Genomic DNA, 23,304 nt, shown 5'->3' on the forward strand with positions numbered 1-23,304 from the left:
ACTTCGGTACGAGTGACATCACTTGACTCACAATCGGTTAACTTACCGGGTAAAACAGCCACCCCAGAGCTTTTTCTTTTTTCTACTTTTTGCGCTGACTTAGAACGAGCTTGAGCTTGTGCAATCGCAAACTCAGCCAGTTTCTTGCCGTAATCAACATGCGAATTTAACCATAACTCAAACGCAGACTTAACAAAACCACTGACTAATTTAACGGCATCACGACTATTTAAACGCTCTTTAACTTGCCCCTGAAACTGTGGATCAAGTACTTTAGCCGATAGAACAAAACTAGCACGTGAAAAAACATCCTCTGGTAACAGTTTAATGCCTTTCGGAAGTAAATTATGCATACCAGCAAACGCATTTAAGGCATGAAACAAACCCTCACGTAGCCCTGACTCATGTGTCCCGCCATTAACTGTTGGAATTAAGTTCACATAAGACTCTCGCACAACATTGCCTTCTGTTGTCCAAGCAACTACCCAAGCAGCACCTTCTCCCTCAGCAAATTGCTCATGATGGGCTCCTGCATATTCTTGACCATTGAACAAAGGGATTAACAAATCCACATCATTCAATTCTTCTTTAAGATACCCCGCCAAACCGTCTTCATAAACCCATTTACGCGTATCTCCCGTTTTTTCAATCGTCAAGCTAACTTGAACACCTGGCATTAACACAGCTTTACTACGCAGTAAATGAATCAACTCTTGTTGAGGAATAGTAGCTGAATCAAAATATTTAGCATCTGGCCAGACTCGAACACGCGTACCAGACTTACGCTTAGGTGCCGTATCAATCACATGCAATGGCGTTTGTACATTACCACCATCGGCAAAAATAAGCTCATTCACCTGTCCATCACGTGTTACGGCTACCTCTAATTTGGTGGATAAAGCATTTGTCACTGATACGCCTACACCATGTAAGCCACCAGAAAACGCATAGGCACCACCCGCTTTTTTATCAAATTTACCACCCGCATGGAGTCGGGTAAAGACAATTTCTACTACAGGCACTTTCTCTTCTGGATGCAATCCTACAGGAATACCACGACCATCATCCTCAACCGTAATACTTTGGTCTGTATTTAATGTGACTTGAATCTTTTTGGCAAAACCTGCTAATGCTTCGTCAGCCGCATTATCAATCACTTCTTGAATGATATGCAAGGGATTATCTGTACGGGTGTACATACCTGGACGCTCGCGCACAGGCTCTAAGCCTTTTAGAACCCGAATCGAGCTTTCATCGTAATTATCTTTACTCGCCACCTGAAAATCTCTACTGTGTAAAAAATCAGTATTTTATAGCCTTTTCCACTACCTCTGGGGAATAAGCTAGGTCTTAAGGAATTTTTTTTAATATTTTTTTTATGGCTTTTAACCATCAGAAAAAAAAAAGTTGTACAATACGGTACATCAGATAGATTAGACCACTAAGATTGATGACTATGAGAAAAATCTACCATCTGGTCTTATCCTCGTAACACTAATTCTAGTTCCCTCACTAATTTCCCAACAAGCTTTATTGGTGAATACTTATACGACTTATACAAAATATGTTGATAGGCAGGGACTTTCATATTTTATTTTTTTACTCTCACTATGAGGTAACAACAATGAGCGATTTAATTAAACATGCTACGACAGACAGCTTTGATGCTGATGTTTTACAGTCTGGTAAACCTGTATTAGTAGACTACTGGGCACCTTGGTGTGGTCCATGTAAAATGATTGCCCCTCTTCTAGATGAAGTGGCTAATGAGCTAGGTGAAAAAGTTCAAGTCGTTAAAGTTGACGTTGAACAGCACCCTGAAATTGCCGCTAAATTTGGCATCCGCGGCATCCCAACACTGATGATTTTCAATGAAGGTAAAACAGTAGCGACTAAAGTCGGCGCTGTGAATAAATCTGATTTGACTAAATTTGTTGAAAGTAATATCTAATAAACTCTCGTCGCGTGGGCTATTTCTTTAGCCCACCACACTTTTAATCCTCCATATTCATAACATAATGCATTTAAACGAATTAAAAACATTGCATGTTTCGGCTCTGTTAGACATTGCTGCAGGCCTAGAAATCGAAAACGCTAACCGCTTCCGTAAACAGGAACTCATGTTTCAAATTATGAAGCGTCGTGCAAAATTAGGTGAACAAATCTTTGGTGATGGTGTACTTGAAGTATTACCTGATGGCTTTGGTTTTCTACGCTCTCCTGATTCATCCTATCTAGCAAGTACTGACGATATTTATATTTCTCCTTCTCAGATTCGCCGTTTTAATTTACATACAGGTGACTCTATTGAAGGTGAAGTCAGAGTCCCTAAAGATGGTGAACGTTACTTTGCTCTGGTCAAAGTAGAAAAAGTAAACGGCATTGCACCAGAAGCGATGAAACATCGCATTATGTTTGAAAACTTAACGCCTTTACACCCTGACCAACCACTTATTCTAGAACGTGATATCAAGAGTGAAGAAAACCGTACGGGACGCATTCTTGATATTTTTGCTCCTATTGGTAAAGGTCAACGTGCTCTTATCGTAGCAAGCCCTAAATCAGGTAAAACTGTTATGATGCAGCATATTGCTCATTCTTTAACTACTAATTATCCTGATGCCACGTTAATCGTATTACTCGTTGATGAGCGTCCTGAAGAAGTAACAGAAATGCAACGCACTGTCCGTGGTGAGGTGGTCGCATCCACCTTTGATGAACCAGCTACACGTCATGTACAAGTAGCGGAAATGGTGATTGAAAAGGCAAAACGTTTAGTTGAGCTAAAAAAAGATGTGATTATTCTGTTAGACTCTATTACTCGTTTAGCGCGGGCGTATAACACTGTTGTTCCATCATCAGGTAAAGTCCTAACCGGTGGTGTTGATGCAAATGCACTACAGCGCCCCAAACGTTTCTTTGGTGCCGCACGTAAAATTGAAGAAGGTGGATCATTAACCATTATCGGCACAGCACTGATTGAAACAGGTAGCCGTATGGATGATGTAATTTATGAAGAATTTAAAGGCACAGGTAACTGTGAGATCCATTTAGAACGTCGTTTAGCAGAAAAACGCTTATACCCTGCTATTAACCTTAACAAATCTGGCACTCGTCGAGAAGAACTGTTAATGAAACCTGAGACATTACAAAAAACGTGGGTACTTCGTAAGTTTATTCATGAAATGGATGAAGTGGAAGCGATGGAATTTATCTTAGATAAAATTCGCTCAACCAAAACCAATGACGAGTTCTTTGAACTGATGAAGCGATAACGCTAGATTAAGAATAAACAAAAACATCAATTGTTTAAATCTTAATGAATTATTGCCTAAAAAAACTCGGTAAAGCTATTAGCCTTACCGAGTTTTTTATTTTTGTATTAAAACAAGCCATTCTTTGTTAAGCTTGTCTGCCGTTTTCAATACAGGAAATTACTGCTGTTTAATTCCTGCTGCATCCACTACTTTTTTCCAACGATTAACTTCTTGTTGGGTATACTTGCCTAACTGTTCTGCATCCATATACTCTGCTGTTGCTCCTAAAGTTTGTGCTTTCGCTTTGTACTCTGGTGTTTCCATAATTTTATGAATTTCTGTGGTTAACTTTTCAACCACTTCTTTTGGCGTATTTTTTGGTGCATACATAGCAAACCAAGAAGATACCTGAAGATCTGGCAATCCTGCTTCAGCCGCTGTTGGTACTTCTGGCAAGCTATCTAATTTTGTATTACTCGTCACAACTAATGGTTTAATACTACCTGCCTTAATATGGGCTAATAGGGGTGGAGGTGTAGTCACGGTAAAGTCAATCAAACCACCTAACAAGTCTGTTAAAGCAGGACCTGTGCCATTATAAGGTACATGAGTTGTCTCAATTGAAGCCATTTGATTGAGTAATTCTGTGGTGACATGCTGCAAAGAACCATTACCTGAAGAGGCATAATTCAATTTGCCTGGATGAGCTTTTGCGTACTCAATTAAGTCTTTCATTGAATTTACGGGTAAGTCTTTTTTTACCACGAGCACTTGTGGCGCAGACAACACATTGGCAACAGGGGCAAAATCTTTTACCGGATCCCATTGTACTTTCATAACACTAGGAGTAATCACTTGGTAACCTGAGTATTGCAATAATAGCGTATAGCCGTCTGCTTTACTTTTAAGTAACTGTTGTGCAGCAATATTGCCTGCTGCACCTGGTTTATTTTCTACCACTACAGACTGGCCTAATGCTTTACTTAAGGGTTCAGCTACCATGCGTGCAGCAATATCGGTAGTACCTCCTGGCGCCGCCGATACAATTAACGTAATAGGTTTAGTTGGATACGTTTCTGCATAAGCAGAATGCATGGCTAAGGCACAAGTCAATGTAGATAAGGTCAATGTTTTTAATGTCATACTGCTGTCTCCATTTAAGTAGGTCTACTATGGTTATCTAAAAATAATTAAAATTTACTCATTGTTGTGATGATGATTCACTATTTTTTAATAAAATCTATTCTGTTTAAAAAATTAAATAGTCTGGATATAATCAGGTGCTGGATATAGCCTAGATCGAGGTCCAGCTTTACTCACTTGGCTTGAAATATCATGCTGAATCAATCGTGGTAATTGTTGGGCTAATGCACATATTTTGGATAAATTAACGCCCGTATCGTAACCATTTAATGCAAGCATATGGACTAAATCCTCCGTACTCACATTACCTGAAGCACCTGGAGCATAAGGGCATCCTCCTAACCCACCCAAGGAAGCATCAAACCGTATAATCCCCTCATCTAAAGCCGCCATAGTATTAGCAAGCGCCATTCCTCGTGTATTATGAAAATGAGCGGTAATATCCGTTTCTGGAAAATGTTTTTTTACTTGTGCAAACAGATCTTGCACTTGTTTAGGATAGGCCATCCCTGTCGTATCACATAAGGTAAATTTATTCACCCCAATATGGCTAAATTTCTCTATCCAGGCTAGTACATCACTAACGGCAATATCACCTTCCATGGGGCAACCAAATACAGTAGAAAATGATACATTAATCGATACTTTATCTTGATAAGTATCAATCACTGTTTTTAATTGTTCGAACGAGCCTTCTCGGCGCATGCGTAAATTGGCACGATTATGCGTTTCACTCAGTGACATCACCAAATTAAACTCTTGAACCTGTGAATCATACGCTCTTTCAGCCCCTCGTAAATTGGGTACTAGTGCCGTATACACAACGTCTGGATTTCGATGAATTTCATGCATCACCACTTCTGCATCTTTAAGTGCCGGTATCGCTTTTGGTGAGGTAAAGGACGTCACTTCTATCTTGGCGTAACCACTTTCTGATAGTGTATTAATAAACGAAATTTTTTCGTCTGTGGGAATAAATACTGCTTCATTCTGAAAACCATCTCTAGAAGCAACCTCATTAATATATACACGTGTCATTATTAATCACTCTCTTGTTCTTAACCGTTATTAAATGATGCCCTTCGCTTTCCAATCCGCCTGTGTTGTTTCTGAAATACCTAATGATTGCAAGACAGCATGTGTATCCTGTCCCAACGTAGGCGCTGCTCGCTCAACACTGCCCGGGGTTTCACTCAGCTTAGGCAAAATACCTGGCAATATTGCTGGTGTACCGTCTTCTAATTGGCCCTCAATCAACATATCACGTGCCTTATAATGCGGATCGTTAACAATATCTTCAATATCATAAATTCGACCTGCTGGAATGCGTTGTTCATTCAATGCCGTCAACACATCTTCTAATGAATGCTGTGCAGCCCAATCACCAATTACACCGTCAATGAAGGCGGCTTCCTTGGAACGACCGTCATTATGAGCAAAACGCTCCTCTTGTGCTAAATCTTCTCTTCCGATTAGCGTCATTAATCGTTTAAAAATACTATCGCCATTGCCTGCAATTAATGCATACTTGCCGTCTTTGCAGCGATAGGCATTACTCGGTGTAATACCAGGCAAACTACTACCTGCGGGTTGACGAATTTCGTTAAAAACTGAATATTCGGCGACCATACTCTCCATCATATTAAAGACTGATTCATAAAGCGCAACATCAATTACTTGACCACTACCATTTAAGGTTTCACGATTTCGCAAGGCTAATAACACCCCAATCACACCATGCAACGCCGATAAAGAATCACCGATAGAGACGCCTACACGTACTGGTGGACGACCAGGCTCACCACTTAAATGTCGTAATCCCCCCATAGCTTCACCAACCACACCAAATCCAGGTAAATCTTTATATGGTCCTGTTTGTCCATAACCAGACACGCGTAACATAATTAACTTAGGATTAATTTTTTTAAGCTCTTCCCAACCTAATCCCCATTTTTCTAAGGTTCCTGGACGAAAGTTCTCTACTAAAACATCTACTGTAGGAATAATTTTACGTATGACTTCCTGTCCTTCTGGCGTATGTAAATTTAAGGTGACTGATTGTTTATTCCGAGATTGAGAAGCCCACCACACTGATGTTCCATTATGCAATAGTCGCCATTTACGTAATGGATCGCCTGTTTCAGGTGGTTCAATTTTGATCACTTCCGCACCAAATTCAGCCAACATTTTGCAGGCAAATGGTCCTGCAATTAATTGACCTAATTCTAAAACTTTAATTCCATCTAATGGCTTTGCCATACTTCACCTCATTGCTATTGTTAATCTATATTGCAATAAGGTTACTGTGTTGTGAATCGGTAATTTTTGAATAACCCTTTCCTAATTTTCAAGGCTTAACTTTGTACATCCATACAAAAGCGGTAATCCATTGATAATTAACGTTATTTTATTGTGGGCGTATTTTTGAGAAACTGTAATAGACTGAGAGCATCTGGGGTAAGTCCCAATAGAGATCGAACACCTATCCAAAGTGTTCGCATTGCCCATGGCTCATTGAGTGGAATATAAATTAAACGCTTACCAAGTATTTCGGGAGGAACGGATTGTAAGGGTAAGATACCAATTCCTAAACCAGCTTCGATCATACGACAAATAGCATCAAAGCTATTAACTTGTACACGTAATTTTAACGGTATTTGTGCTTGTAATGAGGCATCTTGTAAACGTTTTAATAGCGAAGCCCCCTCAGATAACCCCACCAAATCATAGGCTAGCACATCAATAAAGTTCAGCTGTTGCTTGAGTGATAATGGATGCTGAACGGGGACTAATACCACTAACTCGTCTTGACGATAAAGAAATTTCTCAATAGATGGGCTAGGTACATTATCGGCAAAAATACCTATATCTATTCTTCCTTGTGTTAAAGCAGTGATAATATCAATACTATTTCTTTCTTCTAAATTTAAATGAATATCTGGATGTTGTTGTGAAAATAATGCCAAGTCCTTGGGTAGAAATTGAATAATGGAAGACGTATTAGCCCATAATCTAACCTGACCTTTTAAACCCAAAGCATAGTCTTGCATATCGGCACTCAGCCGATTAATCGCAAATAACACTTTTTCTGCATGACTAATCAACCCTCTTCCTGCCGCCGTTAATTCTAATCCTCGTGCCTGCCTCACAAACAATGAGCAACCAAGCTCTTTTTCCAGCTCACTAATGCGTTTACTCACTGCTGACAATGTCATATGCATCTCAGCAGCCACTTTGGTCAAATTTAAGGTACTTGCTGCAGCTAGAAATAATCGAAGTGTTAAGGGATCAAACCGTGATAAATTCATAACAATCAACTATATTGATTTGCCAAGACAATACTGTCCATTAAGTGCTATTACACACCTTATTTTATACTTTCTCTATCGACTAAAAAGATTAATGTCTATTGTTGCTGTGAAGCTGGTTTTAAATACCTTGTTAAAAGACTAGACCCAATCGTTGAAAGCATAATAAGAGCAATCCCTGACCATGATAATAACGATACTTTTTCACCTAATAAAATCATGGCTAAAATCACACCAAAAATTGGCTCTAAAGCCGTTAAAATCCCTGCCACATTACTATCGGTCTGAGGCAAACCTTTGTTCCATAGTACATAAGCCAGCCAACTACATCCTATACCAAGATAAAGCAAACCAAATAAACCAGTCCAACTAAAATGGATAGTCCAACTCTGCGTTAATACTAGGCTGAATGGGATACAGGTAATCATGCCAAGTACAATAGAGATAGGCGTATAGGCTGCTGAACCTATTGTATTTAGCATTCGTTGTGTAATACGTAAACAAAAAGCAAACACAGAGCATGAAATAAACATTAATGCACAACCCAGTAGTGAAATCTCTCCACCTGTTGTATCACCCTTAACCAATAAAGCTACCCCAATAAAGGCCACTAGTCCAAATAGCCAATGAAACCAGCGTGCTTTATCTTTATAAAAAAAGTGTACCTATAAAGACAACTAATAGTGGTTCAAGTCCAATAATCGTGATAGCACTAGAGGCTGAAGTAAAGCTCAACCCTAAATACTGTAATATCCCCACCAAAGGATAATTTAAAAAGCCTAACAACCATAACCTTGGTCGTAACGATTTATCGACTTTTCGCCAATGCTTAATAAAGACAGGCAATAAAATAATACTAATAATAATAAAACGTGACTGCACCGTTAAGACAGGATCAAGCATTTCAAACGCCGCTTTACCTGCGACAAAAGAACTACTCCAGATGAGTAAGGCAAGAATAAGATACCACATAGATTTTTAAATAATAATCATGCAAAATAGCACTAAATAGCTTGAACATCTTAAACTAATTACACGACTTATAGCTTATTTTCTTTTAATTTTTCAGATTTACCCTTTGCTTTTATGTCAGAACATACTTATCAACAATTAATTTCCCTTTTAGAACAACAACATGCTAGCTTTCAAGCCCTTGAACACCCCTCTGCTGGAAAGTCAGAAGAAGTGGCAAAAATCCGTGGTACAGAAGTCGGTCAAGGTGCTAAGGCACTGGTTTGCAAAATAAAAGGCAATGGTATCAAGCAATATGTGCTCGCCGTACTTCCTGCCGATCAACAAGCTAATTTACAAAAAGTAGCCCTTGCTTTAGGAGGAACTCGTGCTTCTCTCGCTAGTCCTGATGAAGTTACCCGCTTAACCGATTGTGTCTTTGGTGCAATCCCTCCTTTTAGTTTTCATCCTGAGTTAATGTTAGTCGCCGATCCAAGTCTATTACAACGCTATCCTGAGCTGGCTTTTAACGCGGGAACATTAGAAAAATCCATTGTCTTGAAAACCGCTGATTATGCAAAAATTGCCCAACCTAAATTAATAGAATTCATTAACTAGACAAAGAAAAACCCCAACCTAAAGTAGGATTAACCATAAAAAACCAGTTAATACATAATAGGATGGGGTATATTTTTAACACTAACTATTTTGTAGCAAGTGTAAAAACAAACAATACGGATATAGCCATTCTCACAACTGTTTGAATGAATTAAGCTTTATCTTTTTCCTCAAGTACAGCCACAGCAGCTTCTAACTGCTCTACTCGGTTACGTAAGCTATCCACTAATGCACGCTGGATATCAAACTCTTCTCGAGTAACCAAATCCATTTTAGCGAAACCTTGAGCCATAAATGCTTTGACATTTTTCTCAATATCCGCCGCTGGACTTTTAGCAATGAGTTCCTGAACATTTTTCTGAAACTCTTCAAACATTTCATTTGGTTTAAACATAAAGCATATCCTTAATAATTACTACCAATTTAATCATATTGTACTTGATTGTGGCGATCTCTTACGCACCTTTTTTAGTGAAGGTAAAATTATCACCATCCACACCCACAACAATCGTATCATTGGCACCAAAATCACCTTCTAAAATACGTTTAGATAAGGCATTTTCCAAATATTGTTGAATAGCACGTTTTAATGGACGCGCACCAAACACTGGATCAAAACCATTTTCAGCAATTTTCGCTAAAGCCTCTTCAGAAACTTCTAAATGCATTTCTTGAGAAGCTAATCGTTGCTCTAAACGTGATAATTGAATACGAGCAATATTGGCAATGTGTTTATTATCTAAGCCATGGAATACCACTACTTCATCAATACGGTTTAAGAACTCTGGACGGAAAGATTGTTTTAACTCTTCCCATACCACTGTTTTAATCGTTTCATAAGGTTCGCCACTCAAAGACTGAATTTGTTGTGAACCAATATTTGATGTCATGACAATCACTGTATTTCTAAAATCAACAGTACGACCTTGACCATCAGTTAAACGACCGTCATCTAGCACTTGTAGCAATACATTAAACACATCTGGATGTGCTTTCTCAATTTCATCCAATAGAATGACGCTATAAGGTTTACGACGTACAGCTTCTGTTAAATAACCACCTTCCTCATAACCTACATATCCAGGAGGCGCACCAATTAAACGAGCAACTGAGTGTTTTTCCATAAACTCACTCATATCAATTCGGACAAGATGATCTTCAGAATCAAATAAGAAGTTTGCTAATGCCTTAGTCAACTCTGTTTTACCTACCCCAGTAGGACCTAAAAACAAGAACGAACCATAAGGTTTGCTTGGATCAGATAAACCCGCTCTTGAACGACGAATCGCATCAGACACCAAACGTACCGCTTCGTCTTGACCAACCACTCGTTTGTGCAATTGCTCTTCCATGCTTAATAACTTAGCACGCTCGCCTTGCATCATTTTTGAAACAGGAATACCTGTCGCACGTGATACTACCTCTGCAATCTCTTCCGTACCTACTTCCGTACGTAATAAAGTATTTTGAGTTTCACTTGATTCTGCTGTTTTTAAACGAGCTTCTAATTCAGGCAATTTACCGTATTGCAGTTCAGATAATTTTCCAAATTCACCTTTACGTTGATAATCTGCCATTTGAGCACGGATTTTGTCAATTTCTTCTTTGATAGATTGAGCACCTTGTACAGAAGCTTTTTCTGCTTTCCATACTTGTTCATAATCATCATATTCACGTTGAAGCTTACCTAGCTCTTCTTCAATATGTTGTAGACGACGTTTAGATGCATCATCATCCTCTTTACGAACAGCTTCGCGTTCGATTTTTAGCTGAATAATACGACGATCTAATTTATCCATCACCTCTGGTTTAGAGTCAATTTCCATTCTGATACGGGCAGCGGCTTCATCAATCAAATCAATCGCTTTATCGGGTAAAAATCTATCTGTAATATAACGATTACTTAACTCAGCTGCTGCAACAATCGCAGGGTCAGTAATCTCTACGCCATGGTGAATCTCGTAACGTTCTTTTAACCCACGTAGAATCGCAATAGTCGCTTCAACATCAGGCTCATCCACTAAGACTTTTTGGAAACGACGCTCTAAGGCCGCATCTTTTTCTATATATTGACGATATTCGTCTAATGTTGTAGCACCAATACAATGTAATTCACCTCGTGATAAAGCTGGTTTTAGCATATTACCGGCATCAATCGCACCTTCTGCTTTACCTGCACCAACCATAGTATGAATTTCGTCAATAAAAACAATATTTTGTCCTTCATCTTGTGCAAGCTCTTTAAGCACGGCTTTTAGACGCTCTTCAAACTCACCACGGTATTTTGCACCTGCTAATAAAGAAGCCATATCTAATGATAAGACTCGTTTACCACGTAAAGATTCTGGTACTTCGTCATTTACAATACGTTGTGCTAACCCTTCAACAATTGCTGTTTTACCTACACCAGGCTCACCAATTAATACTGGGTTATTTTTACTACGACGTTGTAAAATCTGAATAGCACGGCGAATTTCATCATCACGACCAATTACGGGATCCAACTTGCCTTTACGAGCACGCTCAGTTAAATCAGTGGTAAATTTTTTCAATGCTTCACGATTTGATTCACTTTCTTGATCAGTCACAGGACTTCCTCCACGAACCGCTTCAACAGCGGCACTTAACGCTTGTTTTTGTAAACCAGAACTACGTAATAATTCACCAATATCAGTCGTATCTTCTGCCAATGCAATTAAAAATAACTCCGTAGCAATAAAGGTATCACCTCTCTTGGCTGCCTCTTTATCTGTACGCAATAAAATTTGATTGAGTACACGACTAATCTGTACCTCAGCTCCCCCTTCTACTTTCGGGAAGCCATCAATTGCTTTTTTTAGCTTAGCTTGTAAGGCTGGTACTTGCACACCAGCTCTTGATAATAAACTGGCTACACCTGACTCGGGATCCGCTAGCATAACCGCCAACACATGATGAGGTTCAATATATTGATTATCATTGCGAGACGCTAGGCTTTGGGCATCACCTAAAGCAAGCTGAAATTTGGTTGTTAATTTATCCATTCTCATAATCTTAATCCTTTACACAACACCACATATAGAAGCTTATTGCCCTTCATTATGTGGATAATTTTCTATACTCACTATATTAGGGACAGATACTGATTTTCAAGAGATTTTTTTTTGAATTTTTCTTTAAACTATGCTCTTTTAGTATAAAAAAGAAAAACAATTTTTTATGACACAGGCAAAGCCTACAACGTTACCTATTTCACTAATCACCTTAGATACATGCGTACTCATGCATAGCTTTACTCGCCGTCTATTACTCAGACTTTGTGCGAGTAATAATTGCAGCCCTGCATGGAGCGATAATATTGGTGAGGAATGGCTAAGAAATGCCCCTAGAATTTGGCGTGTTGCACACGATGTTGTACTAACAGAGTGGCTATCTATGCAAGCCCAATTTCCTCAAGCAAATATGGGGAAGATTGAAGAAATTCCTGCCCTTTTTGGCAGAATTGATAAAAAAGATCGCCACGTAGCTTGGTGCGCCGTAAAAGCTCAACAACATTTTAATGTAACAGCTAGTATCTTATTAACGTGGAATACCAAGGATTTTCACAAAAGAGAACTACGTGAACAAGGTATCAGTTTATTTACTCCTGACCAATATTTAGTGCAATATTGGCAGCAAAGTCCAGATACTCTTTTACCCCAATTAGAGCAAGGATTAGCAGAGCATATTTCATTAGGGCTACCTGAGTATTCACTTGTTGAACTATTAAAACGAGACAAATTATATCGCCTCGCCAAACTAGTATCGTCATTAAACGCCTAGCACATAAGCAAAAGCGACAACATTATTATTTCACTTATTGTGTGCGAAGTTTTGGCTGAGTGACAGGCTTAGCATTATTAGCATTGTTAGGGTCTTTCGTTTTGCTAGCGTCTGTTGTTGATGTGGTAGGCACAGGGGCAACTGGTTTCGCCTCTTTTTGTGCCTCTTGTGCACCAATACGAATAGGTGCAACTGGCACTTCTTCATTAGGTGGCAAGACACGAACAAATACTTCGTTACTAGCCACCATACTCATTTCCGAGCGAGCATAATCCTCTAGTGCTTGTGTCCCTGACTTCAGGTCTTCAATCTCCGCCTGCATAGCGTTATTACGCGCTGTCATCGCTTTATTTGTTTCACGCTGAGCTTGTAACTGTTGATTGAGTTCATCAACTCGTTTATAACCAGACGCTCCCAAACGTAAGGGATATTGAATAGCGATACACGCAATCACAAGCACCAAAAGGATTAATTTCATTTTTTATACCAAGTTATAAAACGCATCACGACCTGGGTATTGTGCTACTTCGGCTAATTCTTCTTCAATACGTAATAACTGGTTGTACTTAGCCATACGATCAGAACGAGATAACGAACCTGTTTTGATTTGCATTGCGTTGGTAGCTACGGCAATATCAGCAATCGTTGAGTCCTCTGTTTCACCTGAACGATGAGAAATAACCGCTGTATAACCAGCACGTTTAGCCATTTCAATAGCGGCAAACGTTTCTGTTAATGTACCGATTTGATTAATTTTGATCAGGATTGAATTACCAATACCTTGTTGGATACCTTGTTTTAAAATTTTAGTGTTAGTCACAAATAAATCGTCACCTACTAATTGAACACGTTTACCCAATAAATCAGTCAGTATTTTCCAACCTTCCCAATCATTCTCAGCCATACCATCTTCAATACTAACAATAGGATATTTATCACACCAAGAGGCTAATAAGTTGGCAAACTCAGCTGATGTTAATGAAATACCACCCTCTCCAGCCAAGTGATACTTACCATCTTTATAAAATTCAGAACTTGCGCAATCAAGACCTAGAACAATATCCTGACCTGCTACATAACCAGCATTTTCGATAGCACGTAAAATTAATTGAATCGCTGCTTCATGATTTTCAACATTTGGCGCAAAACCACCTTCATCACCAACAGCTGTTGACATACCAGCATCGTTAATAATTTTCTTAAGTGCATGGAAAACTTCTGCGCCCATTCTTAGTGCTTCACGGAAACTAGATGCACCCACAGGTAAGATCATGAATTCTTGTAGATCTAATGTATTGTTCGCATGAGCACCACCATTGATGACATTCATCATTGGTACAGGCATACTCATTGGACCACTACCACCAAAATAACGGTATAGTGATAAACCAGACTCTTCTGCTGCTGCTCTAGCGACAGCCATACTAACAGCTAAAATCGCATTAGCACCTAAACGTGCTTTATTTTCAGTGCCATCTAAATCAATCAGAATATTATCAATAAAGGTTTGCTCTTGAGCATCTAAGCCACGGATAGCCTCAGCAATTTCAGTATTAATATTCTCTACCGCTTTTAATACACCTTTGCCTAAATAACGTGTTTTATCGCCATCACGTAACTCAATGGCTTCACGAGAGCCTGTTGACGCACCTGACGGTACAGCTGCACGCCCCATGGCACCAGATTCTAATAATACATCACATTCTACCGTGGGATTACCACGTGAATCCAAGACTTCACGTCCAATAATATCAACAATTGCACTCATCTTTATTTCCTAATAGTAAAAAACTTGTTTACGTCGTAATGACTGATTAAATTCCTTGGATAATGCTCATATCCACAATGGCAGCACCTTCTCTCGCATTACGTGCACGACGATATTGTGGTGAATTATAAAAATTTTGAGCGGCTTTGACTGAAGGAAACTCCATGATAACAGTACGTTTCATACCTTTTCCTTCCAGAACAGTTTCTTCACCCCCACGCACTAATAACTTCACATCATGTGCTTTCATGGCAAGTGTGGATAATATTTTGTACTGTTCATACTGACTTGGGTTTGTTACATCAATATGAGCCACAATATATGCTTTCATCTTGTTTTCCTTAATAAAAACAACCTAATCGTTAAACGTATTTTCTAAGAATGCCTGAGATTTCACCGTGCTATCAATCGCCTTCAAGGTCTGTAATAACGCTTGCATATGATGAAGCGGTACAGCATTGGGACCGTCAGATAATGCCTGACAAGGATTAGGGTGCGTTTCCATAAATAATCCAGCAACACCCACAGCAACGGCTGCACGAGATAATACAGGGACAAACTCACGCTGCCCACCAGAAGACGTTCCTTGTCCTCCCGGTAATTGAACTGAATGAGTCGCATCAAATACAACAGGACATTGCGTTTCACGCATAATAGCTAAAGAACGCATATCTGATACTAAGTTGTTGTAGCCAAAAGAGGCTCCTCTCTCACATACCATGATATTCTGTCCATCACCACCCGCAGCAATGGCTGCCTCTTTAGCTTTATTCACTACTTGTAGCATATCATGAGGCGCTAAAAACTGTCCTTTTTTAATATTGACAGGCTTTAAACTAGCCGCACATGCTTGAATAAAATCGGTCTGACGACACAAAAAAGCTGGCGTTTGCAAAACATCTACTACACTAGCCACATCCGCTACCTGAGAGGTCTCATGTACATCGGTTAGGACTGGCACTTTATAATGGTCCCTAACATCAGCCAGAATCTGTAATCCTTGCTCCATGCCTAATCCTCGGAAGGACTTGCTAGAACTACGATTAGCCTTATCAAAAGAGCTTTTATAAATAAAAGGAATATCTAATGCTTTGGTAATTTCTACCAAATGACCACACACATCAAATGCCATGTCACGTGACTCAATCACACACGTCCCTGCGATAAAGGAAAAAAGGTTTGTCTAAGCCAATCTCAAAATGTGCTAACTTCATTATTTTTTATCCGCTTGATACGCAAGAGCAGCTTTTATATAACTATCAAATAGTGGATGACGTGATCTAGGAGTAGACGTAAACTCTGGGTGGAACTGTACGCCTAAGAACCAACGGTGATTTGGAATTTCCATAATTTCAGGTAAATTCTCTGTCGGTGTACGAGCACTAATCACCAAGCCAGCTTCTTCTAAACGACGGACATAAACATTATTCACCTCATAACGATGACGATGACGCTCAGTTACTTCATCACCATAGATAGCGTGTGCTAATGTACCTGGTTTGATAGGCACAGTTTGAGCACCTTTTCTCATCGTGCCACCTAAATCAGAACTCTCTGTACGAGTTTCCACTTTACCTTCTTTACCAATCCATTCTGTGATTAACGCTACCACAGGATGAGGTGTTGAAGGATCTAATTCTGTACTATTTGCTCCGCCTAATTGAGCGACATTACGTGCATACTCAATAGTGGCCAATTGCATACCTAAACAAATGCCTAAGTAAGGAACATTATTTTCACGGGCATAACGGATAGCCTTAATTTTACCCTCTGTTCCACGCTTACCAAAACCACCTGGCACCAGAATAGCATCCAAATCTTTGAGAATATCCGTACCATGTTTCTCAATTTCTTCTGAATCAATGTAATCAATTTGGACGTTTGTTTTGTTATGAATACCAGCATGATTTAATGCTTCAATCAACGATTTGTATGACTCGGTTAAATCCACATATTTACCTACCATACCAATCTTGATACTATGCTCTGGATGCTCCAAATCGTTAATGATTTTATCCCAAGCTGATAAGTCAGCTTCTGGTGGGTTGATACCTAAGGCATCACACACCAGCTGGTCTAAACCTTGCTCATGTAGCATCTTAGGAATTTTGTAAATCGTGTCCGCATCCCAAACAGAAATAACCGCATCTAACGGTACATTTGAGAATAGTGAAATTTTGGCTTTCTCATCCTCAGGAATTGGACGATCGGCACGGCATAATAAGGCATTTGGATAAATACCGATTTCACGTAATTTTTGTACTGAGTGTTGTGTAGGTTTGGTTTTTAACTCTCCAGCTGAAGCGATAAATGGTACCAATGTTAAATGGATAAATGCAGCCCCATTACGACCTAAGCGCAAACTCATTTGGCGCACAGCTTCGAGAAACGGTAATGATTCAATATCCCCTACGGTACCACCAATTTCCACAATCGCTATATCTGCCTGCCCATCATACGCTTGGCTAGCACCCTTAGCAATAAAGGCTTGAATTTCATTGGTAATATGAGGAATCACCTGAACTGTTTTGCCTAAATAATCACCACGGCGCTCTTTACGTAACACAGACTCATAAATCTGACCTGTGGTGAAATTATTGGACTTATGCATACGAGCAGAGATAAAGCGCTCATAATGACCTAAGTCTAAGTCCGTTTCTGCACCATCTTCGGTAACAAATACTTCACCATGTTGGAGTGGGCTCATCGTGCCAGGATCCACATTGATATAAGGATCTAGCTTCAACATTGTGACACGTAAACCGCGAGATTCTAAAATAGCAGCTAAAGACGCGGCAGCAATCCCTTTGCCTAAAGAAGATACAACACCGCCGGTAACGAAAACATATTTTGTCATGGAATTAATTGCCCTACACGGGCTCAGTAGGAAAGTAGAATTATAACAAAGTTTTTACCTATAGTTTAGCTTATCCATTAAAAATAGGTATAGCGAACGACGTGAAAAAAAACAGGTGCCGCAAACAACACAGAATCTATTCTATCCATAACTCCCCCATGGCCAGAAATCATATGCCCCCAATCCTTCGCTCCTAAACTTCTTTTCACGGCAGATAGCGATAAGCCACCAAAGAAGCCACAGATAACAATAATAAAGGAGAATAATGCAGCATACCCCACACTAAATGGCGTAATCCACCATAAACTGGTCCCTACGGCAATAGCCATTAAACTGCCTCCAATAAAGCCTTCCACCGTTTTATTAGGGCTAACATTAGGAGCTATTTTCTTTTTACCCACTAATTTACCCACGATATATTGGAATACATCACTCAACTGTACGACCACTAGTAAATAGAGTAATAGCATCAGACCTTGCCCTTCATACTCTACATTAGTCAATAATAGCAGTGCGGGCGCATAACTTAGGCAGTAAATAGTCAGCATCATCCCCCATTGAATTTTGGCAGTACGCTCAAAGAATTGCTCAGTATTGCCTGATAGAGCAAGAATAGTAGGAATAATAATAAATCCATATACAGGGATGCCAATGACAAACATACCATACCAGTCTGTGCTAATTAGAATATATTGCAATGGAATAATCAAATAGAAACACAACACTAACGCCCAGTAATCTGAACGATCTGTAGGAGTCAGCGTCATAAACTCTCTCAAGGCAAGAAATGATAAAACAGCATATAGTATGAGTGTCGCTGTCTTACCAAAAATAAAACAGGCCACTAAGACAACTACCATTGCCCACCACGCATTGATGCGCTGATTCAAATTGACAATCACTTCTGAATTATTTTTGGCTAATAATCGTCTACCAATTAGCGTTGCAATAGACAAAATAACAGCTATACCTAAGAGAACCCACCAAAATTTATCCGGGACATTCACAAACAACTTTTGCCAAAAACTAAACATTTTCTTTCTCCGTTGCGTTGTCTTTCTCACTGATTAGATGAGAATCATCATGATGTTCAGCATGCTCTTTGCCTTTGATAATAGCAATTCCCTTATTAAGCAAATGCTCTAGCGATCCTTCTTGATCTGAGCCTTCTTTCGCTATATGTGCTACTTCTGGCGATAATACATTGCTATTTAAGACGATATTGCTCACACCATCTACTGGTGATTCGACTATATTTGTCCTAGCTTGCTCAGTTATTTCCTCGGCTGTCGCATTAAGCTCCTCAATCTGTGCATGATTTTGAATCTCAATGACATCCTCTTCATCCTGTTGCCCTAAAAGACTTTCAGGCTTGGATAAATTAATCACGGCCTCTCTGGCTCTAGACAAGAAACTCTCTTTGGATTCATTTAAATCAATGCTAAGAGGTGCACCAAAGGTCACTGTACACGTTACTGGCAATGGTACAAACACTCCCTTAGGCAGGCTCCGGCGAGTATTATCTAAATAAACGGGGACATACTCAACATTGGGGTATTTGCGTGATAAATGAAATAGACCTGATTTAAATGGGGCAGGCATTGCTTCGTAACGCCTTGTTCCTTCAGGAAAAATAATTAATGAATCCCCCTGATCTAATGCCTCATATAAAGGTTTTAAAGGATCATCTTCCCCACCTCCTGAGCGTTCAATCAATACAACATTTAATGCTTGATGAGCAATAATACCTTTAATCCCACCCTTTCCCCAATAATCTTTGGCAGCGACAGGACGGGTAATTTTTCTTAGTTCTGATCCTAATGCTGACCAAATAGCAAGCGTATCTAAATGACTTGAATGATTAGCAAAGTAAACTCGCTGTGTTGTACTTGGTATGGAATGGCGCCAATAAGGATAGGCACCTATCATTATTTTGGTTAGACTAGATAAAATTGTCGCTAACATATTTTATTTTCCAGATTGATTTAGAAGTGTAGCTATATCGATTAAACGCACGATACACGTGGCAATAGATCCTATCACCAATAAAATTAGTGCTAAATACAAACTATAATTTGTCTTAAACATATACCACTCAATAGCACCTATTATACAAACAGCCGTCATCACGGCCATACGATGCTGTTTCGCCATTGGACCTTTGAAAGACTGAGGTAACCCTAACGCCCCCCCTAAATTACGTATATAGGCTGTCATCATAGCAAGCAATGCTAAGAATAAACCCCATGATAACTCAGATAAAGCAAAACCAAGGGCAACAAATAAGACCGAGTCTGCTATCCTATCTGGAACCTCATTATAAAGTGCACCCAAAGGACTTAGCTTGTTTCCCTCAACAGCTACCATACCATCAAAAAGGTTACATAATAACCGTAGTTGGATACATACAGTGCATATGATTAACTTCCACTCTACATAGTCACCCGTAATAATCAGACTTAATGCAATGGCACCTAATACAGCAAAAAGTATACTAAATAATGAAATTTGATTAGGGGTTGGAAATGAACGCTTAGCTAACCAACGTGCTATTTTTTGTACTATTTTATTAGAACGCACAGCCAATGGTCGCCTATCCGTGCTTCGATAGTTTTGCATACCTGTCCTATAGTTATATTTTTTAACGTCTTGTTTATTCAGGGTTACATTCTATACTGAAAACCCTATTTTTATGACCAAATTTACAATCATCAGCTATAATAATAAGTAGAAAAAAGCTTATTTTTTACTATAACTAAAAGGAGTTGTTATGTTTCCAGAATATCGCGATTTAATCTCTCGTCTTAAAAATGAGGATTCTCATTTTGCTCGTTTATTTGACGAACACAACGATTTAGACCACCAAATTATTCGTTTAGAACAAAATCCAGTTACCAGCAATTCTACTGAAATTGAGACACTAAAAAAAACAAAAATTAGCGTTAAAAGATATCAGCTTTACGTTATCCTTAAAAAAGCTTCTGGCGAATAAGCAAAGCGATATTCCGCTTGAATCATTTGGGAGATTCAACTAAGCTTAAGCAGTTTAAGTAAAAACTTAGACTGCTCTGATATTGAAAAAGTTGTACTTTCGGCGTGCGGATTTTTATCATCAATTTTGTGCTTTTTGTCACCTCACATAAAAATCCGCACGTCAAAATCAAATATAAAAGTTTGTCAGCAATCTAAGCAGTTTAAGTAAAAACTTAGACTGCTTTTTTATTGAGGATTAAAATGGACTCTCTACAAAGTATTCGGGTATTCTGCCAAGTAGTGCGATTAGGTAGTTTTACTGCCGCCGCTGATTTTTTAAATATATCCACGGCTATGGCAAGTAAACACATCACCAGTTTAGAGCAAAAAGTTCAAGCCAAACTTTTACATCGCACTAGTCGTAAAATAAGCCTTACCGAATTAGGCGAACACTATTACCAACAATGTTTGAGTGCATTAGAAACACTGGATAATGCTCAACTAGAAGTTCAACAAGGCACTATCGCTCCTAAAGGTATTTTAAAAATTACCGTCCCCTTAATTTGTTGTACCCCCTATTTTGCCAATCTACTTCGTCTTTTTCGTGAAAAATACCCCGACATTCATTTGTCTATTTACCTTGAGAACAAACATACTAATTTGGTCGAAGAAGGCTTTGATTTAGCATTGCGTTCTACTGAAACATTAGAACCTGGTCTTATTGCTCGCCCACTTTGCAAAGTAAAATTTCGTTTTGTTGCCAGCCCTAACTACTTGAATAAGCATGGAAGACCAACTCAACTTGACGATTTAAAAAATCATGGTGGACTACTACCAAACTATACTAATCTTCCTATTAATATGCCAGCCGTCGCTGATTCCAATAACACACTATTACTGAAAGAAATGGCGCTAGCGGGCATGGGAATTGCTTATTTACCTGACTGGCTTACAGAGAGCTACTTAAAAAATGGTCAGCTTATTTCTCTGCTTGATGCTAGAAATACCTTAATGTTCCCAACAATTTATGCTGTCTATGTGGATAGAAAATTTTTAAGTGCCAAAGTACGTGCTTTTATTGATTTTCTTGTCGAAAAGACAGCGTCTAAAACCCTTCAATTCTAAAGGATACTTATGCCTATATTTAGTCGAGGTTATGCGGCTCGTGCTGCTAACCAACCTTTATCATTATTTTCATTTGAACGTCGAGATTTACGTGATGACGATATCGAATTTGACGTTCTTTATTGTGGTGTCTGCCACTCTGACTACCATCATGTGACGGGTGATTGGAAGACAAACTATCCTTGTGTGCCCGGACATGAGATTGTTGGTATAGTCAAAAATATTGGTAGCAAAGTCACTCGTTTTGCTATCGGCGATAAGGTCGCCGTAGGCTGTATGGTTGATTCCTGTCGCCATTGCCAACCTTGTTTAAATCAACTGCAACAATATTGTGAAGAAGGGTCAACACTTACCTATAACGATACTGATCGTATTGATGATCGTCCTATGTTTGGCGGGTATAGCGACAATATGGTGGTTAGTGAAGCATTTGCACTACGTGTTCCTGCTAATTTAGATTTAGCTGCCGCTGCTCCTCTACTGTGTGCAGGTATTACAACTTATTCCCCTTTACGTCACTGGAATGTAGGTAAAGGTAGTAAAGTTGGTGTGGTAGGACTTGGCGGTCTAGGTCATATGGCGATTAAATTTGCACACGCCATGGGAGCAGAAGTCACTCTTTTTACTCGCTCACCAGGCAAAGAGCAAGATGCACTTAAATTAGGCGCAGATCATGTTGTCATATCAACTGATAAACAACAAATGAGTGCTATTGCTAATACATTAGATGTCATCATTGATACCGTTCCCTATTCTCATGATTTACAGGGATATTTGCGTACATTAGGTATTGATGGCCACCTAGTTTTGGTGGGGTTGATTGATAAAATTGAACCAACAATTCATAGTGCACCTCTAGTTTTAGGACGTCGCTCTATTGCTGGCTCTTTGATTGGTGGTATTGAAGAGACTCAAGAAATGCTAGACTTTTGTGGTCAGCATAATATTGTTTCTGATATTGAGTTAATCGCTATTCAAGATATTAATCAAGCCTTTGAACGTATGTCTAGAAGTGATGTCAAATATCGCTTTGTCATTGATATGAGTTCCTTGAAAAAAGAAAGCTAAATAAACTAATCCACTTTATATCCATCATCCTTATTATGTGCCATGTGCTTTGTTTACTTACTGATGAGGATGATGGTGTGGATTTTTAATAAGTTTACTGGTTAACTTAAAAATTAAAGGAGACAAGACAAAGACTGCCACAAATGCAGCAGGCCATGCACTTAACCATGCTTTTAACCATTTACTTAAAAAACCTTCCGAAAAGCCCATATGTAACCAAGTGACCCAAAGTGTCATCAAAAACGATAAACACATTGACATCAGTGCAGTATTTAATAAGCGTAATTTAACTTGATAATTATCCATATGGTTTGGTGGTAAAAATAGATAGTTTATATATAAAAAAATGTTAACTTATAAATTATAAAGAAACTTCGTATTATACTTAAAACATTAGCTTAAAATAAACAAATTGGCGCATCAATTTATCTAAGC

At 39.0% G+C, this 23,304-nt stretch carries 24 protein-coding genes and 1 pseudogene; 7 read left to right on the top strand and 18 right to left on the bottom strand.

Translation table 11 applies throughout. The features are described 5' to 3' along the window. Window positions 1-1,277: ATP-binding protein (locus V757_RS22350; protein WP_023951323.1), on the bottom strand; the 1,277-nt coding region annotated here is incomplete at its 3' end. Between the two features lie 347 nt (window positions 1,278-1,624). On the opposite strand from V757_RS22350, the gene trxA reads away from it, so the two are divergent. Then, a complete protein-coding gene (gene trxA, locus V757_RS22355) occupies window positions 1,625-1,951 on the top strand; it encodes a thioredoxin TrxA (RefSeq protein ID WP_023951325.1) in 327 nt (108 codons plus the stop codon). A 67-nt stretch (window positions 1,952-2,018) separates the two neighbouring features. Next, window positions 2,019-3,275 carry a transcription termination factor Rho gene (gene rho, locus V757_RS22360; protein WP_023951327.1) on the top strand — a complete coding sequence of 419 codons (1,257 nt, stop codon included), beginning with the start codon at window positions 2,019-2,021 and terminating at the stop codon, window positions 3,273-3,275. 159 nt (window positions 3,276-3,434) lie between these two features. Here the strand turns inward: rho and V757_RS22365 are convergent, their stop codons facing one another. The 6 genes from V757_RS22365 to V757_RS28940 all read right to left on the bottom strand — a co-directional run bounded on the left by V757_RS22365 (window position 3,435) and on the right by V757_RS28940 (window position 8,680). Next, complete coding sequence (locus tag V757_RS22365) at window positions 3,435-4,400, bottom strand: Bug family tripartite tricarboxylate transporter substrate binding protein (RefSeq protein ID WP_023951329.1); 966 nt, start codon at window positions 4,398-4,400, stop codon at window positions 3,435-3,437. Window positions 4,401-4,514: 114 nt separating this feature from the next. Then, on the bottom strand, window positions 4,515-5,438 hold the full coding sequence (locus tag V757_RS22370) for a hydroxymethylglutaryl-CoA lyase (protein WP_023951331.1): 924 nt from the start codon (window positions 5,436-5,438) through the stop codon (window positions 4,515-4,517). 30 nt (window positions 5,439-5,468) lie between these two features. After that, window positions 5,469-6,659, bottom strand: coding sequence for a CaiB/BaiF CoA transferase family protein (locus tag V757_RS22375; protein WP_023951333.1), 1,191 nt, complete (start codon window positions 6,657-6,659; stop codon window positions 5,469-5,471). A gap of 143 nt (window positions 6,660-6,802) precedes the next feature. Then, window positions 6,803-7,708, bottom strand: coding sequence for a LysR family transcriptional regulator (locus tag V757_RS22380; protein WP_023951335.1), 906 nt, complete (start codon window positions 7,706-7,708; stop codon window positions 6,803-6,805). A 98-nt stretch (window positions 7,709-7,806) separates the two neighbouring features. Then, window positions 7,807-8,319: a DMT family transporter gene (locus V757_RS28935; protein ID WP_218184497.1), complete on the bottom strand. Its 513-nt coding sequence runs from the start codon at window positions 8,317-8,319 to the stop codon at window positions 7,807-7,809. Between the two features lie 37 nt (window positions 8,320-8,356). Continuing rightward, window positions 8,357-8,680 carry a DMT family transporter gene (locus V757_RS28940; protein ID WP_218184498.1) on the bottom strand — a complete coding sequence of 108 codons (324 nt, stop codon included), beginning with the start codon at window positions 8,678-8,680 and terminating at the stop codon, window positions 8,357-8,359. Between the two features lie 114 nt (window positions 8,681-8,794). Here V757_RS28940 and V757_RS22390 point away from each other — a divergent pair, with 114 nt between their 5' ends. Beyond that, window positions 8,795-9,277, top strand: a complete 483-nt coding sequence (locus V757_RS22390; protein WP_023951337.1) for a YbaK/prolyl-tRNA synthetase associated domain-containing protein — start codon at window positions 8,795-8,797, stop codon at window positions 9,275-9,277. 151 nt (window positions 9,278-9,428) lie between these two features. Here V757_RS22390 and V757_RS22395 read toward each other — a convergent pair whose 3' ends face one another. Together V757_RS22395 and clpB are read right to left on the bottom strand one after the other, a co-directional pair. Then, a complete protein-coding gene (locus V757_RS22395) occupies window positions 9,429-9,671 on the bottom strand; it encodes an accessory factor UbiK family protein (protein WP_023951339.1) in 243 nt (80 codons plus the stop codon). Window positions 9,672-9,732: 61 nt separating this feature from the next. After that, window positions 9,733-12,306, bottom strand: coding sequence for an ATP-dependent chaperone ClpB (gene clpB, locus V757_RS22400; RefSeq protein ID WP_023951341.1), 2,574 nt, complete (start codon window positions 12,304-12,306; stop codon window positions 9,733-9,735). A gap of 169 nt (window positions 12,307-12,475) precedes the next feature. Between clpB and V757_RS22405 the strand changes: the two genes are divergently transcribed. Further along, window positions 12,476-13,078 carry a PIN domain-containing protein gene (locus tag V757_RS22405; protein WP_023951344.1) on the top strand — a complete coding sequence of 201 codons (603 nt, stop codon included), beginning with the start codon at window positions 12,476-12,478 and terminating at the stop codon, window positions 13,076-13,078. 34 nt (window positions 13,079-13,112) lie between these two features. Here the strand turns inward: V757_RS22405 and ftsB are convergent, their stop codons facing one another. The 8 genes and pseudogenes from ftsB to V757_RS22435 all read right to left on the bottom strand — a co-directional run bounded on the left by ftsB (window position 13,113) and on the right by V757_RS22435 (window position 20,322). Then, window positions 13,113-13,556 carry a cell division protein FtsB gene (gene ftsB, locus V757_RS28025; RefSeq protein ID WP_023951346.1) on the bottom strand — a complete coding sequence of 148 codons (444 nt, stop codon included), beginning with the start codon at window positions 13,554-13,556 and terminating at the stop codon, window positions 13,113-13,115. 3 nt (window positions 13,557-13,559) lie between these two features. After that, window positions 13,560-14,846, bottom strand: coding sequence for a phosphopyruvate hydratase (gene eno, locus V757_RS22410; RefSeq protein ID WP_023951348.1), 1,287 nt, complete (start codon window positions 14,844-14,846; stop codon window positions 13,560-13,562). Between the two features lie 46 nt (window positions 14,847-14,892). Then, entirely contained in the window at window positions 14,893-15,177 is a 285-nt protein-coding gene (locus tag V757_RS22415) for a DUF1330 domain-containing protein (RefSeq protein WP_023951350.1), read from the bottom strand. 24 nt (window positions 15,178-15,201) lie between these two features. Continuing rightward, window positions 15,202-16,063: pseudogene (kdsA, locus tag V757_RS22420) on the bottom strand (3-deoxy-8-phosphooctulonate synthase). Then, window positions 16,060-17,703 (bottom strand): CTP synthase, encoded by a 1,644-nt coding sequence (locus V757_RS22425; protein ID WP_023951352.1) that lies wholly within the window; start codon window positions 17,701-17,703, stop codon window positions 16,060-16,062. Before V757_RS22425 ends, kdsA begins: the two are co-directional and overlap by 4 nt. Window positions 17,704-17,780: 77 nt before the next feature. After that, a complete protein-coding gene (locus tag V757_RS22430) occupies window positions 17,781-18,737 on the bottom strand; it encodes a phosphatidate cytidylyltransferase (protein ID WP_023951354.1) in 957 nt (318 codons plus the stop codon). Then, the gene (locus V757_RS29775; protein ID WP_023951356.1) at window positions 18,730-19,668 is read right to left on the bottom strand and encodes a lysophospholipid acyltransferase family protein; all 939 of its coding nucleotides are present in this window, start codon (window positions 19,666-19,668) and stop codon (window positions 18,730-18,732) included. Before V757_RS29775 ends, V757_RS22430 begins: the two co-directional genes overlap by 8 nt. Before the next feature lie 3 nt (window positions 19,669-19,671). Further along, window positions 19,672-20,322: a CDP-alcohol phosphatidyltransferase family protein gene (locus V757_RS22435; protein WP_023951358.1), complete on the bottom strand. Its 651-nt coding sequence runs from the start codon at window positions 20,320-20,322 to the stop codon at window positions 19,672-19,674. A gap of 151 nt (window positions 20,323-20,473) precedes the next feature. Between V757_RS22435 and V757_RS22440 the strand changes: the two genes are divergently transcribed. The 3 genes from V757_RS22440 (at window position 20,474) to V757_RS22450 (ending at window position 22,869) form a co-directional block, all read left to right on the top strand. Beyond that, window positions 20,474-20,695 (top strand): HP1242/YdcH family protein, encoded by a 222-nt coding sequence (locus V757_RS22440; protein ID WP_023951360.1) that lies wholly within the window; start codon window positions 20,474-20,476, stop codon window positions 20,693-20,695. A gap of 242 nt (window positions 20,696-20,937) precedes the next feature. After that, window positions 20,938-21,801, top strand: coding sequence for a LysR family transcriptional regulator (locus V757_RS22445; protein WP_023951362.1), 864 nt, complete (start codon window positions 20,938-20,940; stop codon window positions 21,799-21,801). A 9-nt stretch (window positions 21,802-21,810) separates the two neighbouring features. After that, window positions 21,811-22,869, top strand: coding sequence for an NAD(P)-dependent alcohol dehydrogenase (locus V757_RS22450; RefSeq protein ID WP_023951364.1), 1,059 nt, complete (start codon window positions 21,811-21,813; stop codon window positions 22,867-22,869). Window positions 22,870-22,926: 57 nt separating this feature from the next. Here the strand turns inward: V757_RS22450 and V757_RS22455 are convergent, their stop codons facing one another. Further along, window positions 22,927-23,175, bottom strand: coding sequence for a DUF2798 domain-containing protein (locus V757_RS22455; RefSeq protein WP_023951366.1), 249 nt, complete (start codon window positions 23,173-23,175; stop codon window positions 22,927-22,929). Window positions 23,176-23,304 lie beyond the last annotated feature (129 nt).

It is taken from the genome of Pelistega indica, from assembly GCF_000506865.1.
Classification (GTDB): domain Bacteria; phylum Pseudomonadota; class Gammaproteobacteria; order Burkholderiales; family Burkholderiaceae_B; genus Taylorella; species Taylorella indica.